Source organism: Halovenus amylolytica, assembly GCA_004015825.1.
Lineage (GTDB): Archaea > Halobacteriota > Halobacteria > Halobacteriales > Haloarculaceae > Halovenus > Halovenus amylolytica.
In genome coordinates this window covers 107,442-124,856 of sequence record SAYS01000013.1, presented here as the reverse complement: position 1 = coordinate 124,856, position 17,415 = coordinate 107,442, and the positions used below count along the sequence as shown (strand labels likewise).

Sequence of the window (17,415 nt, the reverse complement as noted above, 5' to 3'; positions counted from 1 at the left end):
CATATGACAATTTATATGATATGTCCATCTCGATACGGAGAGATACATACCGGTATAGTACTGCTCGACCGGATATCGTTGACTGTGAAAGATGTGCGAGCGAGTCGGAACAGTATATATTCGTCCGGACAATCTGTGCACCAGCACTAATAACAGGTGTCGAGACCGACAGGTATGTTTCGCCAGACGTGGCAACGCCCGCTTGGTGCGGGCGGCCGTGACGCGACCTGTACACAGGTGATCGAAGCGATCGACAGGACAGCACCGGAGACGAAGGCAGAACTGGCAGGGACCGTCGGTATCTCCGAACAGTATCTCTCGGAGCTGCTCCAGGAACTCAAAGCCGAGGATATCGTTCGCAAAGGCTACGTCGTCGACGACGGTGCATTGTACACCAGTTCCGATACAATTTCGAAGCTCCACAGTACCGATTCCGGTCCTGTCGACGGGGCGGCCAACGGAACAGTCAGTGATCGCGGGGCCGAAGTACTGGCGTTACTCGAACCGCTGGAATCGGTGACGACACGCCAGTACGACGCTGCTCGTGGGGTGTTTTTCGGCGAGGGTGTCGAGCGCTCGGCCCAGACGCTCGAATCGCTGGCGAACGAGCGCTACTCGGCGGTTCTCGACGAACTGAAATCCTACACGCTGACGACGGACTGGCCGGGCAACCGTATCGCGGCGGACCTCTCGACTATCGCGACGAACCTCGAAATTGTCGGGGATCGAGCCTGTTTCATCGCCGACGTCGTCGACGAGGAGGGAACCGATGCGAACGGGATCGTTGGTGAGCGAATGGCCGACATCTTCGCCTCCGGTGCACAGATCAACGAGTACTTTTCACGGATCTTCTTCGACTGTGAACTCGACGTTCACCAGAAACTCCGCGAGCAAGAAGAGAGCGTCCACCGGGACCTCGACGAACTGTTCGAACTCGTGACGGCATACGATCCGGAGATGTACGGCTACCTGGTAACGATTACTCGGGCGCTCGAACGGACGATCTACTACTGGGTCGACGCTGCCGAGCTGGCGGTGCAACTCCACTCCGGTCTCCGGCCGGACCACACAGAGATCTAGGACTGCTCGGGAACGGACTGATCGACATCGTCCGGTGCGTACCGGTCGAGAAACCGCTCTAGATCACGGAATGCGTCGAGTCGATCGGCCAGCGTCGCGTGGTCCCAGTGCCACCACTCGGTGGCCTCGATGCGGGCGGCAACATCCTCGGGGAATCGCCGCCGGATCGGTTCGGCGGGAACGCCGGCGACGATAGTGTAGGGGGCGACATCGTCGACAACGACGGCCCCGGCACCGACGACCGCACCGTTGCCGATGGTCACGCCAGGGAGGACCATCGCCCCGTGACCGATCCAGACGTCGTGCCCGACCTCGACCGGCTGATCGGCCCGCCACTCGAAGACTGACTCGTCGTCAGCTCCCAGATCGTACATCGCTGCCCGGTAGGTGAAATGGTGGGCTGTCGGCCGATCGATCGGGTGATTCGTCGGGCCGAGTCTGGCGGCGGCCGCGACGTTACCGAACTTTCCGATGGTTGTGTGATCGAGCTGGACGCGCTCCATCAGATAGCTGTAATCGCCGATCGCCGAGTCGTTGAGCCGCGCCTGTTGACGGACCTCGGTCCAGTCACCGAGTTCGCTCTCGGTGATCGAGACGGGATCGTGCAGTGTTGGGTCCGGGCCGAGATCGTGTGTTCGGTCCGGGCCGTACGTCTCGTAGTATGTCATCGCCCGCGCCGACCCATCGTCGAGGCGAGGATGTTCTTCGGTGCATTGATCATCGCTTCGAGGATGCCGGATTTTTCGACAGTGTCGTCCTCACGCAGTGCCGACCGCACTCGCTGGCTGATCAACTCGACCGAGCCAGCAAGCAGGAAGATCAGGATGATGCAGGCCATCATCTCGGTGTAGTTGAACGTCTGGCGCTGCACGTACAGCTCCAGCCCGAGTCCACCCGCGCCGATGATGCCCAATCCGATCGCCGCCCGGACGTTGTGTTCGAGATCGAACGCGATCCAGGCGATGAACTGCCGGAACACCTGACTCAGCATGCCGAAGGAGACGATCTGCGACCGGCTCGCACCGGTCGAGCGGATCCCTTCGATCGGCCCGTCTTCGATCTCTTCGAGTTCGTCGGTGAACAGCCGCCCGAGATAGCCGGTCGTGTCGACCATGATCGCCAGCGCACCGGTAAATGGCGTGACGCCGGCCAGCGGGATGAGGATCAGAAACCAGACGAGCCCCGGAATCGCACGGATCAGACTCATCGTCCCGCGGAAGAGGAAGTTGAACGGGTACGGAACCACACGCTCGCTCGACATCACGCCGAAAAACAACGCCAGCGGCAATCCGAGCACCGTCCCGGCGAAGGCGACCGCCATCGTCACGAACATGGCACCCCAGACGATCTGCCCGCCCTCGATGGTGAGGATCAGGTTCTCCTCCATGATAAAGCTCCAGTACGCGCCCAGATCGACGAAGGGAATCCCGAAGTACGTCGTCGGCGGGAAGTACTCGGTCAGCGCATCGTAGAACTGGTCGAGTTGGCCGATGATCTCTGCGAGTTTGAAGTCGATAACGCGCAGACTGGCATAAAACAGGACACCAGTGAACACCGTCCCGACCAGCGTCCAGAGCCGTCGCCGCGTCTTGCGGCGCTTCATCTCCTGGAGCTTCTGCTCGGCGGGGGAGTCACCGATCTCACCGTAGCCGAAATAGGTCGCGAGAGAGTTGTCTTCAGAGGGTTGCGTGCTCATGCTTCGATTTCCCCGATTTCTTCGGCGGGAGTGTCCTCGATACTCTCGATGACCGCCTCGGCGCTCTCCTGTTGGTCGGCGAGACCGACCGTCTCGACGCTTCCGTACAGATCGTCGATCAACTCCGGCGAGAGCTCGTCGCGGCCGACGTCGAACAGCTTCTGACCGTCGCGCAGCCCGATGAACCGGTCGCCGAAGTGAGCGGCGATGTTCACCTGGTGGAGGCTGACCAGCGCGGTCACGTCGTGTTCTTCGGCGGCCTTGCGGAGATAGCCCATCACCGTCTCGGCGCTCGACGGATCCAGGCTGGCGACGGGCTCGTCAGCCAGCAGCAGCCGTGGGTCCTGTACGAGTGCTCGGGCGATGCCGACCCGTTGCTGCTGACCACCGGACATCTGTGAGACGCGCTGGTGACTCTCGTCGAGTAGGCCGACCGTTTCGAGTGCCTCCAGTGCGCGTAGTTTGTCCTCCTGGGACTGCCACTGGAGCCAGCTCCGGAGCATCGAGACCCGATTGAGCGAGCCCGTCAGCGCGTTGAGATAGGCCGACACGCCGTCGACGAGATTGTGCTGTTGAAAGATCATCCCGATGTCCGTCCGAGACCCGGTGATCTCTTCACCGTCGATGGAAATCGTCCCGCCAGTTGGCTCTGTTAGCCCGTTGATACATCGCAGCAGCGTCGATTTGCCCGCACCGGATTCACCTAACAGGACGGCGAACTCGTCTTCGATCTCGAAGGATACGCCGTCGAGAGCGGTTACATCCCCATACTGCTTCGATAGGTCGTCTACGGTAAGTGTACTCATTGTAAGATCCTCGGAGTGGTTACGACGAGGGATCGATACCGACCGCGTTCATGCGCTCGATAACTGGCTCGTAATCTTCGAGTGAGGTGTCACTCAGCGTCGTGAACGGGAGTTCGTCCTCGTTGTAATCGTCAGGGTAGTGCTGTTCGATCTGGTCTTTATCCGAGTTGCGGAGTACCTCGCCGACCTCTTCTTTTACGTCCGACTCCCAGGTGGTACGGGCGTACATCGGCTGTTTCGGAATAGGGAACGACCACCAGATCGGCTTGAACTGCGGCGACTCGGTGCCCATCGTCTCCAGGAAGGAGCTGTTCTCCTCGACGCGATCTGGAACCTCCGTATCCTCCGGGAGGTGCGGGATCCCGTTACCACCCCAGGTGGTCGCGCCGGCAGCCTGCCCCTGGCCGAGACGTTGCAGCGCCTGGTCGTGGTCGGTGAAACTGGCCTCGAAATCGACCGGCTCCTCCTTCGGTGCGCCACCGATATCGAGTCCGGCTTCCTGCAGCGTGTACAGTGCGAAAATAGAGCCGCTGGTCGAGAGGCGGTCGGCAAAGGCCCAGGTTTTCCCTTCGACGTCGGTTCGTTCGTCGATGTCAGAATCCGGCTGGACGAGCATCATCGAGAAATAAAATGCCGAGCCGCCAGTTACGGTCGTCCCGTAGATGTCCATGAGTTCTGGCTTCGAGAGCACTGTCACGTCGTCCATCCCGATCTCGGCCTGCTCACTTTCGAGCGCTGGGCGGATCGCCGAGTAGTCCGTCGGAACCTGCATCTCGAATTCGGCACCGTCGATTTCGGCATTGAGGAGGTTCTGCACTGGCTTGTATCGCCGGCGGGCATCGGCCGGTGTCCCCGGCGTCAGCAGCATCGTTACGACGGTTCCGTCACTGCTACCTCCGAGCACGCCGCCACAACCTGCGAGCGCGACACTGAGTGCAGTTCCGGCGCTGCCGGCGATGAACTTTCGTCGACCGATCGACCCTGATCCAGTATCGGTGTTCGATGTCGGTGCTTTGGACCCGTCTTTCGTCTCCTTGTCAGACATCAGTTCAGTTCTTTCGAACCATGTGAATAACGATTGGCTGCCTAGAGTCCGAAGCAGGTGTAGTCGCTGTCGAAACTGATGGGTAGAAATTCCCACGAGACTCGCGAGTCCGTACTCGTCCGGACGCTCTTTTCCCGGTCAGGGGAAGAACCCCGACGGCGCGAGAGACATAGAGAGTACCGAGCGAACTGTTATGCTGCCGTTGGATCGTGTTTCGATCGACTGTATGGTTGATCCACACGACAGATCCGACAGGTTCGAGTTGATCGCCGCCTGCGAGGCGGCGACACTCGCCCGGTTCGCAAATGACGTCCTCGAAGACGATCCACCGCTGTCGGTCCGACAGGAGCCGCGGCCACAGCTCGTGATGCAACAGGTGAGAGAGCCAGTCCAGCGCCAGCCGTTCAATCTCGGAGAGGTACTCGTGACGCCCGCAGAGGTCGAACTCGACGGAGCACGCGGGTTCGCCATGCTGCCGGGCAAGGCCGAACGCGGTGCACTCTCGGGGGCGATCGTCGACGCCGCCGTTGCCGGGGGCCACGAGGAGACCCCGACAATCGTCGCCGGCCTGGAGAAGGTAGCCGATCGACGTCGCGAGCGCCGACAGACCGAGTGGGCCGAGAGCAAACACACCGCCGTCGAATTCGAGAGTATGGAGGGCCAGCAGTGAGAGCTCTCGGCATCGACCCCGTTCACGAGACCCGCCAGACGTTCGACGGACTCCTGTCGGCGATGAGCCGACCCGGAACGATCCACGCCGTCCCAACACCCGCCGACCACGCTGTCGTGGCAACGCTCGTCGACCACGAGGTGACGCTTGCGACCGACGACGACGGACTCCGCGAGACACTCGCCGATCAGGGCCGACTCGAGTCCGCACCCCACGAGGAAGCTGACGTCGTTCACGCACGCGAGCATACCGGCTGGGATATCCGGGAGTGCAAGCGCGGATCGCTAGTCGAACCCAGTGACGGGGCAACCGTGGTCTATCGCGTCGACGCGCTCGGCGACGACGCCACCGGAGCCACAGTCCGACTTGCGGGCCCCGGTGTCGATGGCACCGAAACTCTGTCGGTCGATCTGCCCGACACCGAACTGACCGCCGTCGCGACGGCACAGGCGGAGTACCCGCGTGGTGTCGACGTGATTTTCACCACGGCTGACCACGTGGCCGCCGTTCCGCGATCTGTCCAGTTGGAGGTGGCCTGAATGGGGTACGTCGCGGTCACTGCCGGCGAGGAGATCATCGAACGCGCCGAGCAACTGTTCGAGAAACAGCGTCTCGACGAGGACGAAGAACTGGCCGTCGGCCAGATCGACGGCCAGCTCGGTCGTCTCACCGGCCAGGCTATGAGCGAGGGAGGGCTCTATGCCCCTCGCCTGGCCGCACTCGCGGTCAAGCAGGCTCAGGGCGACACCGTCGAAGCCGCCTTTTTGCTCCGGGCGTATCGCTCGACGCTGGAGCGGTTCGACGAGTCGACGACGGTCGAGCCCAGCGAGATGATCGCCAGCCGACGCGTCTCGCCAGCGTTCAAGGACGTCCCCGGCGGGCAGATCCTCGGCGCGACGAAAGATTACACCCAGCGACTGCTGGATTTCGACCTCTTCGACGGTGACACCACGGATCCGACCGCAGACTGGGACATCGACGACGAGGGCGAGCCGGAGGAGCTGACCAACGTGACGGAACTGCTCCGCGAGGAGGGGCTGTTACACGCTCCGGAGGAAGCGACTGTCGACGAGCCCACCGACACCACCCGGGAATCGGTGACACACCCGCCCGCCCGCGACGCAGTGCTTCAGGAACTCGCTCGTGGCGAGACGGGCGCAGTGACCGCGCTCGGCTACTCCGCATTGCGGGGCTACGGCCAGGTCCACCCGACACTCGCGGAGGTCCGCGTGGGTCGCCTCCCGGTCCGGATCGACCACCCCTACACCGGCGAGGCGGTGACGGTCACCCACACCGAAGTCACCGAGTCCGAGGCTGTCGTCCCGGTCTACGAGAAGCGAGCTGACCCGCAGTTCGCCTTCGGCTACGGTCTGACTTTCGGCCGCAACGAACGCAAGGCCATCGGGATGACCGTCCTCGACGCCTCGATTCAGCTCGACAGCGAGGCCGAACCGGCCGAAAACCCCGAGTTCGTCCTCGATACGATCGACGGAATGGACTCTTTCGGATTCATCGAGCACCTCAAACTGCCCCACTACGTCACCTTCCAGTCCATCCTGGACCGCATCCGCTCTATCCGGGAGCGCCAGCGAGCTGGCGACGAAAGCAAGGTCAGAGCCGACGAACAGCCCGCCGAACCACCAACCCAAGGAGCCAGTGACGATGACTGACCACACCACGACCGACGACGCACCGTCCGACGACCGCTCATTCGACGACAGCGCTCCCGACGGGGGGATGCCGGTCTCGACTGCTTCCGTCGACGCAGCACTCGAATCACTGGACGACGACGGCTTGACGGGCTACAACTACGCGTACCTGGACGAGCACACCAAACGCGAGGTTCGGCGCTCGATGCTGAAAGCCGTCGCCATCCCCGGCCATCAGGTGCCCTATGCTTCCCGGCCGATGCCGCTGGCCCGGGGATGGGGGACAGGTGGAATCCAGGCCTCGCTATCGTTGCTCGGTCCCGAGGACCGGTTCAAGGTGATCGACCAGGGGGCCGACGAGAGCGTCAACGCCGCCAACATCCGCCGGCTGGCCGAGACCACTGCCGAGGTGGAGACGACGACCGATACGACCGACGCAGACCTGATTCAGAGCCGCCACCGAATCCCCGAGGAGGTGCTGACAGCGGGGCAGCGACTCGTCTTGCAGGTGCCGATCACCGACGCGCTCCGGAAAGTCGACCCCTCGGATGCGGCCAATCGCAGGCGACACGCCCACAAGAACTACGGAAAGATGTGGGTCCACCTCTACGAAAACGTCGTCGAGTACGGCGAGATCAACATCGCCTCCCGGTATCCGACGATGGTCGCCGGCCGCTACCTGATGGACCCCTCGCCGATCCCGCGGTGGGACGTGCCGAAACTCGACGACGCCGACCACCTCACCGTACTGGCCGCGGGCCGCGAGGCCCGCATCTACGCCGTTCCGCCTCACACCGCGGTCGAACCGCTCGCGTTCGAGGATCGGGATTTCACCGTCGAACGGTTCCCGGAGCAGGCCTGTCACGCCTGTGGCTCGACCGACACCTACCTCGTCGAGGTGTCCGAGGAATCAGCCGACGAGGACGGGTTCGAGACCCGCTATGCCTGCAACGATTCCAGTTTCTGTCGAAAGCGTCGCGAGAATCCGGAGCTTCCGAAAGATCACCACCTCGACCGCGAGGGAGTCGACTGGGGGCCGGAGACACCCGATGGCGACGCATCAACAGCGCAAAGAGGTGGGAGTGAATGACGCTGCTCGAAGCCGAAAACCTGCAGACGCGCTACGGGCCGGGCTGTTCGCAGTGTATCGCGTCGACCGGCGACGGTGCGGGGACGAACCAGTGTCCGCACTGCGATACCGTCGTCGCCTGTGCGGAGGCCGATCTCGGCGTCGAAGCTGGAGAGGTACTCGGAATCGTCGGCGAATCCGGCTCGGGGAAGTCCAGTCTCGCGGAACTGCTCGCCCTAGAGCGTGACGAGGATGCCACGACTGCTGGCGAGGTCCGCTACGCAGGCCACGACGGCAATCTTCTGGACGTCGATTACGAGACCCGCCACGCACTCCGCACCGGCGAGATTGCGCTCGTCCACCAGCACATCCGCGACGGGCTGAACCTGGAGTTTACGGGCGGCGGAAACGTCGCCGAAAAGCTGCTCTCGGCCGGCAATCGCTCCTACGAGGATGTCCGCGACCGCGTACGGACGCTGTTCGAGGCGACGGAGATCCCGCTCGCGCGGATGGACGATCCCGCCAGTACCTACTCCGGCGGGATGCAGCGGCGTGTCCAGATCGCCCGCGCACTGGCGACCGATCCGGACCTGATCGTACTGGACGAGCCGACCACCGGACTCGACGTAAGCGTGCAGGCCCGCGTACTGGACATGTTCCGACGCGTTCAGCGCGAGGAGGGCGTCGCTGCCATCGTGGTCTCGCACGATCTGAGCGTCGTCCGTCTGCTCGCCGACCGGACGCTCGTGATGCGTCACGGCCGCATCGTCGAGTCCGGCCTCACCGACCGCGTCATGGAAGACCCGCACCACGAATACACCCAGACACTCATCAACTCAGTCATATGACAGTCCTGTCCGTCGACGGTCTCTCGAAGACCTTCGACATGCACGTTCTCGGCGACACGCAAGTCGTCGGCCTCGACGATGTATCGTTCGACGTCCACGACGGCGAGTTCCTCGCGGTCGTCGGAGAATCCGGCAGCGGGAAGTCCTCGCTGCTGAAATGTTTGTACCGCACGTACGACCCGACCGCTGGCGAGGTGGTCTATCACGGCCCGGACGGCGACGTCGACCTCGCCACCTGCCCCGACCGGACAGTCATCGACCTGCGGGGAGATACCATCGGCTACACCTCGCAGTTCCTCGACGAGATCCCGCGCGTCCCGGCAGTCGACGTCGTCGCTCGGCCGCTGGTCGAGCAGGGGACCGACACGCAAAAGGCACGCGGCCGCGCCCGGGAGTTGCTGGCCGCGCTGTCGGTGCCCGAACAGCTGTGGCAGGCGTATCCGGCGACGTTTTCCGGCGGCGAGCGCCAGCGGGTCAATCTCGCACAGGCGCTCGCACCGAAACCGGAGCTACTGTTGCTCGACGAACCGACCAGCGCGCTCGATCCCGAGACTCGACAGGCCGCCATCGATCTCCTCTCGACGTATCTCGGCCCGGAGACGACCGTCATCGGCGTTTTCCACAATACCGACGTCGTCGAAGCCGTCGCCGACCGGATCATCGTCCTCGACGAGGGTCGTCTCCAGCGTGTCGTACCAAAGGACTCCGACAACGAGGAGGTGATGATCGGATGAGCTCGACCGCACAGACGGCCGAGGAGAGCGTCGCCGTTGTCGGTGGCCGCGTCGTCACACCCGACGCTGTGATCGACGGCGGCGTCCGGGTAGAGGGTGAGCACATCGTCGAAGTCGGAGAGATCGACGGCGACGCTGACACTGTCATCGACGCCGACGGCCGGTTCGTCCTCCCCGGCCTTGTCGACCTCCACGGCGACGATATCGAGGATCACCTTCATCCCCGCTCGGGGGCGCGAATGGCGCTGCCGATGGCGCTGGCTTCGGCCGACCGCGCGAACGTCGCCGCCGGGATCACGACGAAGTTCCACGCTATCTCCTTCGAACTCGACGAGGAGGCCGATCGGTCACCGGAACTCGCAGCGACGCTGACGGCGGCGATCAACGCTACCGACGACCTGCTGGTGGATCACCGCCTGCACGCCCGCTGTGAGGTTACCCAGAAACGCTGTGTCGACGCGGTTCTCGAAGTTGTCGAGAACGGTGACGCAGATCTCGTCTCGGTGATGAGCCACATTCCGGGAAAAGGTCAGTTCCGCGACGTCGAGGCGTTCAAACAGTACTACGAGAACGCCAGCGAACACTCGGCCGAGGAAGCAGCGGAGATGATCGAAGAACGGACCGACATCGCGATGACGACACTCCGCGAGCGCATCGATACAATCGTCGAGGCTGCCCACGATTCCGGTGCAGTGACAGCCTCACACGACGACGAGAATCCTGCAGAAGTCGAGCGACTGGCAGACGCGGGTGTGGACATCACGGAGTACCCAATCACGTTAGAGACAGCCGAGCGCGCCGCCGAACTCGACATGACGACCGCGATGGGCGCACCAAATCTCGTCCGCGGGGAGAGCCAGTGGGGCAACCTCTCGACGGCCGAAGCGATCGACGCCGGAGTCGTCGACACGCTCGTCGCTGACTACCACCCGCCTTCGCTTATTGCAGGCGCGTTCGTCGACACCGGCGAACCCCTCCCCGAGCGCATCAAGCGCGTCAGCGCTACCCCTGCCGACGCAGTCGGGTTCGACGACCGTGGTCGGATCGAAGTCGGGAGACGGGCCGACCTGCTCGTCGTCGACCGCGAACCGACGCCGACGGTCGCCCGCGCGCTCGTTGCAGGTGAACCGGTCTACCGCGCCAGCCGAGGTGACCGATGATGCCGAGGGTTGGTGCGGCGATGGATATCCGATTTGGCGCGACTGTCGAGGAGTTCATGCAGTATATCACCGATCTCGGACTGGACCACGTCGAATTCAAACGCGAATACCTCGCTGGCCACCCGAACACGCCCTCGGCCGACGAGGTTCGAGAGCTATCCGAGCAGTACGGCGTCACCGTCACCTACCACGCGCCGTTCCGTGACTGGAACGTTGGCAGCTACGACGAGACAGCCCGGACCGACTCGGTCGAACGCGTCAAGCGGACACTCGATGACGCCGCCGACGCCGGTGCCCAGGGAGTCGTTGTGCACGGCGGCTCAGTCCCGAGACGCTACCCGAGGTGGGTGCGTGACCGCGCGAACGAGGCCGCGCTTCGCTCGCTTGCAGAGTGTGCCGAGTACGCACAACATGTCGGCGTGCCACTGTGTTTAGAGAACCAGCCGATCGACGAACAGAAACAGCGCTACACCACGACGCCGAGCGATCTCGCCGCGATGCTCGAAACCGTCGACGTAGCCCCGCAGTACCTCTGTGTGACGTTGGACGTAGGCCACGCGAAGGTCAACGGCGAGGACTGGCGCGATTTCGTCGAGGAGTTCGGTCACAGAATTCGAGTCTGCCATCTGCACGACAACGATGGTACTGCTGATCAACACAGGCCGCTGCCAGAGTACGACTCGCTCGTCGAGGCGATCCCGGCAGATCAGTTCGTCTTCGAGATGAAATCCCTCGAGGATCTAGCGAGGAGTGTCGGTACTGAACGCTCTCCCCCCGAAACGGAGTTGACTGTCCATGAGTGAGCGGTTGGCAGACGAGTACGATGCCATTATCTTCGACAACGACGGCGTGCTTGTCGAACCGACCGACCAGGACGTGATCGTCGATGCTGTCCGAACCGCATTTCGATCCTTCGGGGTCGAAATCGATCGATCCGTTGCACGGCAGACCGTCGAAGACAGTACCGTCCCGATCGAACGCGCACGGGATCATGGACTCGATCCGGAGGCGCTGTGGCACTACCGCGAGTTGACCGTTGCACTCGCCCAGCAGACACACGTCCTCGACGGCGGTAAGCGAGTATACGACGACGTCGCGGCACTCGACCGCCTCGCGGTGCCCCTCGGCGTCGTCATCAACACGCGACGATCGAGTTTCTGCTCGCGCATCACGGGCTGGATTACTTCGAGACGGCATACGGAAGGCAGCCGACACTTGCGGGCGCGGCCAACCGCAAACCAGAACCGCACTACATCGAACGGGCGTTAGCAGACCTGGACGTGAGAGATGCGCTGTACGTCGGCGACTCCGAGACGGACGTGCTCGCAGCTCACAACGCCGGTCTCGACTCGATTTTCCTCCGCCGAGAGCACTCCGCTGACGTGACGCTGTCGGTCGAGCCGACCGCAGAGATGCCGAATCTCCGGGCGCTCGTCGAACGGGTGACCGAGTGAAGCTGACTGAGAGAGCCCTACTGGCCGTCTCCCGCAGACGATCGAGTCCGGACTCTACGGACGGTAGGTTCATACTGAGGCTGTTCGGGGTGATCGTATGAACCGACGGTCAGTGCTCGGGACGCTCGCGACGGGCTGTGTGATTTCGCTTGCCGGGTGTTCTGGGTCCAGAGTCGACGGTGAGATAGTTTCGAACGACACACCGCTCACTCTCTCACACGACTACGCAACACAGGGGACGCTTTCGGGCACGCGAATCGTTGTCGATGTGACGGCAACGAACGACGGAAACGAGCCAATCACACCGGACGCTCCGGTTCCGGAAGTCGTGTGTCAGTTTCTAGACGGGGACGGCGAGACGCTCCATCGATCTGGTCTCGAATTACCGAGACAGGTCAGTGCTGGGGAATCGATCGATCTAGAATTTACCCTTGCAATCGATGTCGACGACATCGCTCGTTATACACTCCAGAGTGAGTGGGTTACCGAGTGACTCGGGAGACCCAGTTTGTCTGCACGACTGTCGCCTGCCTTGCCGAGGATGGCGAATACTAGTTCGGTAAGACACCGTGGGAGCGACAGGCGTTGTATGTAGCAACAGTGACTAGCTCTTTCTCGTGAAACTCAAGCCGGGAACAGTTCACTACGATCGAGACGAGTCGACCGCTTTGGACGGGAAATCTCAGAATATACCCGTCCTGTGGCACGACAGGCGCTCGTTCAGGCCACGGGGCCTACTGGTCTGTGTCTTCGTCCCGTTCCAGGTCATCGATCGGCCGGGTGAGCCAGTCCTTTTCTGGCGCTTCGAGCAGGTCGAAGAAGTCGTCTTGCAGTTCGGCGTTCGTCGCGACGAGGTCACCTTCCATCAGGTCGATAAGATCCTCGCTCTGGTCGAAATCTGTCACCAGACCGCCCGCTTCCCGGACGAGCAACACCCCGGAGGCGACGTCCACGGCTTTGAGGTCTTTCACCGAGACCGTATCGAACACCCCATCCGCGACGAAGGCGATATCCGGTGCAGCCGCACCGAGCAGCCGTGTTCCCTGCGAGTAGGCGAAGAGGTATCGCCACAGCCCCAGGTAGTCGAAGTCGTCCGCCGTCTCTTTGACGTAGAACCCGACCCCGTTGAACGAATTATCGATCGTTTCGGTTTCGGTGACCGACATCTCGGTCGGCTCCGAATCTTCTGCGACAAGGTCGTACCCGTCGCTCCGGAATTTGTACGCTCCTTCGTCCTGCACGGCGACCCATACCTCGTCGCGAAGCGAGTAGTACGTCACAGCGGCGTGGAGTTCGTCGAGTTCGCCATCCTCCAGTGTCGCGACGGCGAGATTGACGCCGAAGTGGGGAATCCCTTTCACGAAGTTCGTCGTGCCGTCGAGTGGATCGACGATCCAGAGGTAATCGAAATCCCCTTCGAGGTCGCCACCGGTCTCCTCGCCGAAGATGGCGTGGTTTTCGTCTTCGAAGTCGTCTCCCAGTTCATCTTCGATCGTATCGATGATGAGCTCTTCAGCGATCGTGTCGACCTCTGTAAGAAGGTTCTGCGGGTCTTTCTCCTCGGCTTCTCCGATCCGTCCGAAATAGTTCTGGTGGAGTTGTGCCGCTTTTGCCGTAGCCAAGGTGGCAATACTGAGATACCGGTCTTCGATCGGGAGTTGTGCGTCGAGGTCTTCGATTTCGACCTGCCCCGCTCCAGCCTCTCCGTCACTGAGTTGCCCGAGGACGTTCGTGGTTCCGAAGGCACTGGCGCTGCCGACTGCAACACCCGTCGCCCCAGCCATTTTCAGAAACTGTCGTCGCGCTCTGTCTCTAACACCGTTCTCCGAGGGAGCGTTGGTATCGTCTTTCGACATTGCATTGAAATTACAACAGGGTTTACTCAAATACCTATTCTAATTTATATAATTTTTAATTGTTTAGAGTAGAAAACTACTGTCAGATTTATTTAAATTGAGATAGCCGTAACTGTACTTAGTATATAGTTACTAAAAGGAATTAATAATGCATAAAAGTTCTAAGACGATCAGCAGAGTGCCGAGATTTGAAAGATGTGCCGGGATACGAGCGATAAGTAAAGCAATGGTCGTCGGTCGGTTTTCATGCTGGTGGCTATAAATTCGTGAAAATAGTCGACCCCGCGGAGGTGAGGCGAGCATCGCGAGACGATCCTCGTCAACAGTTCTGTTGACGGCGGGTCGAAATGCTTCAGTTCCGGATGGCTACCAGTATCAAGTGACACCCTGTGTCAATATTACGCCACGTGGCCCACGACTGCATAGAAGGGATCAGTTCCCGGTTGGTCGACCACACGCTCTGTCCGTTCGAAACCGCCAGCGTCGAAATACCGCTCGACGAGTGTCGCGCGCTCGTCCATCGACGCCGTGCGCCAGGCATGGATCGCTTTCGTCGGGAACATCCGGTTCGTGAAACTGACTACGGCGATTCCGTCTGGCGCAAGTATCCTGGCGAACTCGCTGAATATCTCGGCTGGATACTGGAGATACTGTACTGACAGCGCACAGCAGACGGCGTCGACGCTTTCGTCAGCGAGGGGAACTGATTGATCGCTGTTGAAATCCTGGAGAAAGTACTCGTCTAGCCGGTCGTTCGTCGCTAGTTCAGCCTCGTTGAGCCCGTGGCCGACGACCCGCTCGAACGAGAGCGGCGGGAGAAAAGAAACCCAGCTGCTCATCGCATCGAAGACGCGGTCACCCGGCGCAAGGACCGACATGTACAGCTCCGTGAGTCTTGCTATAAACGCATCGTCTGCGTGGGTGACAAATCGTGGACTGTCGTAGAAGATGCTGTCGTCTCCATCGTCGATTTTCTGTCGGTCTCGTTCGGAAAGTACCACACTTTTCCAACGGGTTCGATGATAAAGAACCCGGCGGGGCTGGCACAAAACGGCTTTGTCCGCTCACCCCAATCTGATGGTATGACCGCTGACGGACCGTCTCGGGAGTTTGCCGACCGTCTCGAAACAGCAGTCGGGGAGAGTCTCGCCGGGACTGTCGAGTGGACTCTGTACGAAACCGACGACGGGTACCGACTGTCACTCCCCGACCGACAGGTACTGATTACTTCTCGTGACGGTCCAGCCGACAGTCTCTGCTGGACGAGTGCGCTTCACTCGGATGGGAAAATCGTGAGCAAGTTCGGACCGTACGAAGCGATCGAGGCTCTTCTCGAACAGGTCAAAATCATCGTCACGACCGATGTACAGTACACTGTCTGCTGTGACGGGTGATCTGACCCTCCGGGACAGGGCTGTCGAGGCTAGTCTCTGTCGGCCCCCGAAACGTGGTCGTACTCGGCGGCGACGGGATAGTTCCAGCCTCGGCCGAGTGCCTTCTGTGTAATGCGCAGTGGTGGTGGCGTCTGTCGCCGTTTGAACTCGGCACCGACGACCCGACCCAGTGTCTCGGTGACGAGAGGACGCTCGTACTGGTCCCGGAGTTCCGTTCTGTCCTGGCAGCCTTCGATATACGACTCCAGAAGGGGGTCGAGTGTTTCGTATGGTGGGAGATCGTCGGCATCGGTCTGACCCTCGCTGAGTTCGGCAGTGGGCGCTTTCTCGACAACGGCCGGTGGAATGACCGGGTTCGTCTGCGTGTCAGCGGGCGGGTCGTGGTTGAACGAATCGGCCAGGTCGTAAACGAGTCCCTTGTAACAATCGCCGAGCGGGGCCAGCGCCCCGACAGTGTCACCGTATAACGTACAGTAGCCGACTGCGGCCTCGCTTTTGTTGTCGGGCGTCAGTACCAACGCCCCACGTTCGTTGGCGAGTCCCATCAACACGTCACCGCGAACCCGGGCCTGGACGTTCTCCAGTGCGACCCCGGTCAGCGGTTGTGCATACTCTCTGAGTGCGTCACAGAGTGTCTCGACAGCCGTTCCGACAGGAACCACGTCGAAGGAGATACCGAGGTTCGTCGCGACAGCGCGGGCGTCCTCGATGCTCTGCCGACTGGTGACGGTACTCGGGAGGGAGACGCCGTAGACGTGTTCGGCGCCGAGGGCGTCGGCCGCCAGCGCCGCAGCGACCGAGGAGTCGATGCCACCCGAGAGTCCGATCACCGCCTCGTCGAACCCGGTCTTCGCGAAATAATCACTGATTCCGAGTCGAAGAGCGTTTCGGGCCTGTCGCGTTCGCTCACTTTCGAACCTCGGAACCGAACTGCTCCCCGCTCCGGAAAGGGGAACCTCGACGACGGCCGTCTCGGCTTCGAACCCAGCCAGTCTGTCGAGAATCGAACCGTTAGCAGCGACGAACGAGTGGCCATCGAAGACGAGTTCGTCGTTGCCGCCGACCTGATTCGCGAACACGACTGGACAGTCGGTGCTGCCAGCGTGGGCCAGGAAGCGTTGCTCTCGCCGGGCAGGTTTGTCGAGACTGAACGGACTCGCCGAGAGCGTGAGAACGAGATCGGCACCAGCGCTGGCCGTCTCCAGCAGTGGATTGATCTCGTGGCGACGGGTTCCGGTGACGACGGTGTTGTGCCAGGCATCCTCACAGATCGTCAACCCGACGCCGACACCGTCCACATCCACGACCACCGGTTCGGTACCCGGCCGGAAGTAGCGGTGTTCGTCGAAAACGTCGTAGGTCGGCAGCAGTCGTTTGTGATAGGTCGCGTCCCGACAGCCATCACGGAGCAACACTGCCGAGTTGTGGACAGGCGGTCCCGTGTCGTGCTCCGTACGGAGAGCTGTGCCGACGACCAGTGGCGGGCCGTCTGCAGTCACCTCCGAGAGCGTCTCGAGTGCTGCCTCCTGCGAGTCGAGAAGCCCCCGCCTGTGGAGCAGATCCCTCGGGGGATATCCGACCAGTGAGAGCTCTGGTGCGACGACGATGTCCGGATCTGCTTCGAGAAGTGTATCGTACTCATTGGCGATCCGTGCCGTGTTCCCGCTGCTATCGCCGACGACTGGATCGTGCTGTATAATGCCAATGCTGAGACTCCGTCTCATTTGGGATACCTACTCTTAGGGCCGTACGATTATAAGAACTGATGTAAATAGGCCATATATGGGAACGAATGCGGATTGTTTCTGAGAAAGTGAATGCGTTCGTCTAATCCATAGGGACTTCATGTGGAGGTGATAAATGTCCGCCTCATCAGAGAGAGTCATTTCGCCGAGGAGTGGTGATACTGCCGGCTGTACAAAACTGACAAATTTCGCCACTCCGGGGTGGCGCA

Annotated in this window: 20 protein-coding genes; 13 read left to right on the top strand and 7 right to left on the bottom strand. The window is 61.5% G+C overall.

The annotated features are described in order from the left end of the window. Positions 1-174 precede the first annotated feature (174 nt). Complete coding sequence (locus tag EOW68_RS11280; RefSeq protein ID WP_128225258.1) at positions 175-1,080, top strand: PhoU family transcriptional regulator; 906 nt, start codon at positions 175-177, stop codon at positions 1,078-1,080. Here the strand turns inward: EOW68_RS11280 and EOW68_RS11275 are convergent. The 4 genes from EOW68_RS11275 to EOW68_RS11260 are packed head-to-tail and all read right to left on the bottom strand — an operon-like array spanning position 1,077 to position 4,627. Then, positions 1,077-1,748 (bottom strand): LbetaH domain-containing protein, encoded by a 672-nt coding sequence (locus tag EOW68_RS11275; RefSeq protein WP_128225257.1) that lies wholly within the window; start codon positions 1,746-1,748, stop codon positions 1,077-1,079. The two genes, EOW68_RS11280 and EOW68_RS11275, sit on opposite strands and share 4 nt — an antisense overlap. Next, positions 1,745-2,776: a phosphonate ABC transporter, permease protein PhnE gene (phnE, locus tag EOW68_RS11270; protein ID WP_128225256.1), complete on the bottom strand. Its 1,032-nt coding sequence runs from the start codon at positions 2,774-2,776 to the stop codon at positions 1,745-1,747. Before phnE ends, EOW68_RS11275 begins: the two co-directional genes overlap by 4 nt. Next, positions 2,773-3,582, bottom strand: coding sequence for a phosphonate ABC transporter ATP-binding protein (locus EOW68_RS11265; RefSeq protein ID WP_128225255.1), 810 nt, complete (start codon positions 3,580-3,582; stop codon positions 2,773-2,775). The genes phnE and EOW68_RS11265 overlap by 4 nt, the downstream gene beginning before the upstream one ends. 19 nt (positions 3,583-3,601) lie before the next feature. Beyond that, the gene (locus EOW68_RS11260; RefSeq protein ID WP_431358880.1) at positions 3,602-4,627 is read right to left on the bottom strand and encodes a PhnD/SsuA/transferrin family substrate-binding protein; all 1,026 of its coding nucleotides are present in this window, start codon (positions 4,625-4,627) and stop codon (positions 3,602-3,604) included. A gap of 226 nt (positions 4,628-4,853) precedes the next feature. On the opposite strand from EOW68_RS11260, the gene phnG reads away from it, so the two are divergent. The 11 genes from phnG to EOW68_RS11210 all read left to right on the top strand — a co-directional run bounded on the left by phnG (position 4,854) and on the right by EOW68_RS11210 (position 12,704). Beyond that, a complete protein-coding gene (gene phnG / locus EOW68_RS11255) occupies positions 4,854-5,297 on the top strand; it encodes a phosphonate C-P lyase system protein PhnG (protein ID WP_128225254.1) in 444 nt (147 codons plus the stop codon). Next, the gene (gene phnH, locus EOW68_RS11250; RefSeq protein WP_128225253.1) at positions 5,294-5,836 is read left to right on the top strand and encodes a phosphonate C-P lyase system protein PhnH; all 543 of its coding nucleotides are present in this window, start codon (positions 5,294-5,296) and stop codon (positions 5,834-5,836) included. Before phnG ends, phnH begins: the two co-directional genes overlap by 4 nt. Then, a complete protein-coding gene (locus tag EOW68_RS11245) occupies positions 5,837-6,967 on the top strand; it encodes a carbon-phosphorus lyase complex subunit PhnI (protein WP_128225252.1) in 1,131 nt (376 codons plus the stop codon). Beyond that, entirely contained in the window at positions 6,960-8,036 is a 1,077-nt protein-coding gene (locus EOW68_RS11240) for an alpha-D-ribose 1-methylphosphonate 5-phosphate C-P-lyase PhnJ (RefSeq protein WP_128225251.1), read from the top strand. Before EOW68_RS11245 ends, EOW68_RS11240 begins: the two co-directional genes overlap by 8 nt. Then, positions 8,033-8,863 (top strand): ATP-binding cassette domain-containing protein, encoded by an 831-nt coding sequence (locus EOW68_RS11235; RefSeq protein WP_128225250.1) that lies wholly within the window; start codon positions 8,033-8,035, stop codon positions 8,861-8,863. The genes EOW68_RS11240 and EOW68_RS11235 overlap by 4 nt, the downstream gene beginning before the upstream one ends. Then, a complete protein-coding gene (locus EOW68_RS11230) occupies positions 8,860-9,597 on the top strand; it encodes a phosphonate C-P lyase system protein PhnL (protein ID WP_128225249.1) in 738 nt (245 codons plus the stop codon). Before EOW68_RS11235 ends, EOW68_RS11230 begins: the two co-directional genes overlap by 4 nt. After that, positions 9,594-10,757 carry an alpha-D-ribose 1-methylphosphonate 5-triphosphate diphosphatase gene (locus tag EOW68_RS11225; RefSeq protein WP_128225248.1) on the top strand — a complete coding sequence of 388 codons (1,164 nt, stop codon included), beginning with the start codon at positions 9,594-9,596 and terminating at the stop codon, positions 10,755-10,757. Before EOW68_RS11230 ends, EOW68_RS11225 begins: the two co-directional genes overlap by 4 nt. After that, positions 10,754-11,560, top strand: a complete 807-nt coding sequence (locus EOW68_RS11220) for a sugar phosphate isomerase/epimerase family protein (protein ID WP_128225247.1) — start codon at positions 10,754-10,756, stop codon at positions 11,558-11,560. The genes EOW68_RS11225 and EOW68_RS11220 overlap by 4 nt, the downstream gene beginning before the upstream one ends. After that, on the top strand, positions 11,553-12,026 hold the full coding sequence (locus tag EOW68_RS11215; protein ID WP_431358879.1) for an HAD family hydrolase: 474 nt from the start codon (positions 11,553-11,555) through the stop codon (positions 12,024-12,026). The genes EOW68_RS11220 and EOW68_RS11215 overlap by 8 nt, the downstream gene beginning before the upstream one ends. After that, entirely contained in the window at positions 11,915-12,211 is a 297-nt protein-coding gene (locus EOW68_RS18695) for an HAD family hydrolase (protein ID WP_431358884.1), read from the top strand. The genes EOW68_RS11215 and EOW68_RS18695 overlap by 112 nt, the downstream gene beginning before the upstream one ends. Before the next feature lie 97 nt (positions 12,212-12,308). Further along, the gene (locus tag EOW68_RS11210) at positions 12,309-12,704 is read left to right on the top strand and encodes a hypothetical protein (protein ID WP_431358878.1); all 396 of its coding nucleotides are present in this window, start codon (positions 12,309-12,311) and stop codon (positions 12,702-12,704) included. 241 nt (positions 12,705-12,945) lie between these two features. Here the strand turns inward: EOW68_RS11210 and EOW68_RS11205 are convergent, their stop codons facing one another. Together EOW68_RS11205 and EOW68_RS11200 are read right to left on the bottom strand one after the other, a co-directional pair. Next, on the bottom strand, positions 12,946-14,067 hold the full coding sequence (locus EOW68_RS11205) for an inositol monophosphatase family protein (RefSeq protein ID WP_128225276.1): 1,122 nt from the start codon (positions 14,065-14,067) through the stop codon (positions 12,946-12,948). Positions 14,068-14,465: 398 nt separating this feature from the next. Further along, positions 14,466-15,068 (bottom strand): class I SAM-dependent methyltransferase, encoded by a 603-nt coding sequence (locus EOW68_RS11200; protein ID WP_128225246.1) that lies wholly within the window; start codon positions 15,066-15,068, stop codon positions 14,466-14,468. Between the two features lie 81 nt (positions 15,069-15,149). Between EOW68_RS11200 and EOW68_RS11195 the strand changes: the two genes are divergently transcribed. After that, positions 15,150-15,461, top strand: a complete 312-nt coding sequence (locus EOW68_RS11195) for a hypothetical protein (RefSeq protein ID WP_128225245.1) — start codon at positions 15,150-15,152, stop codon at positions 15,459-15,461. 29 nt (positions 15,462-15,490) lie between these two features. On the opposite strand, the gene EOW68_RS11190 is transcribed toward EOW68_RS11195, so the two are convergent. Then, positions 15,491-17,185: an NAD+ synthase gene (locus EOW68_RS11190; protein ID WP_128225244.1), complete on the bottom strand. Its 1,695-nt coding sequence runs from the start codon at positions 17,183-17,185 to the stop codon at positions 15,491-15,493. Between the last annotated feature and the right edge of the window lie 230 nt (positions 17,186-17,415).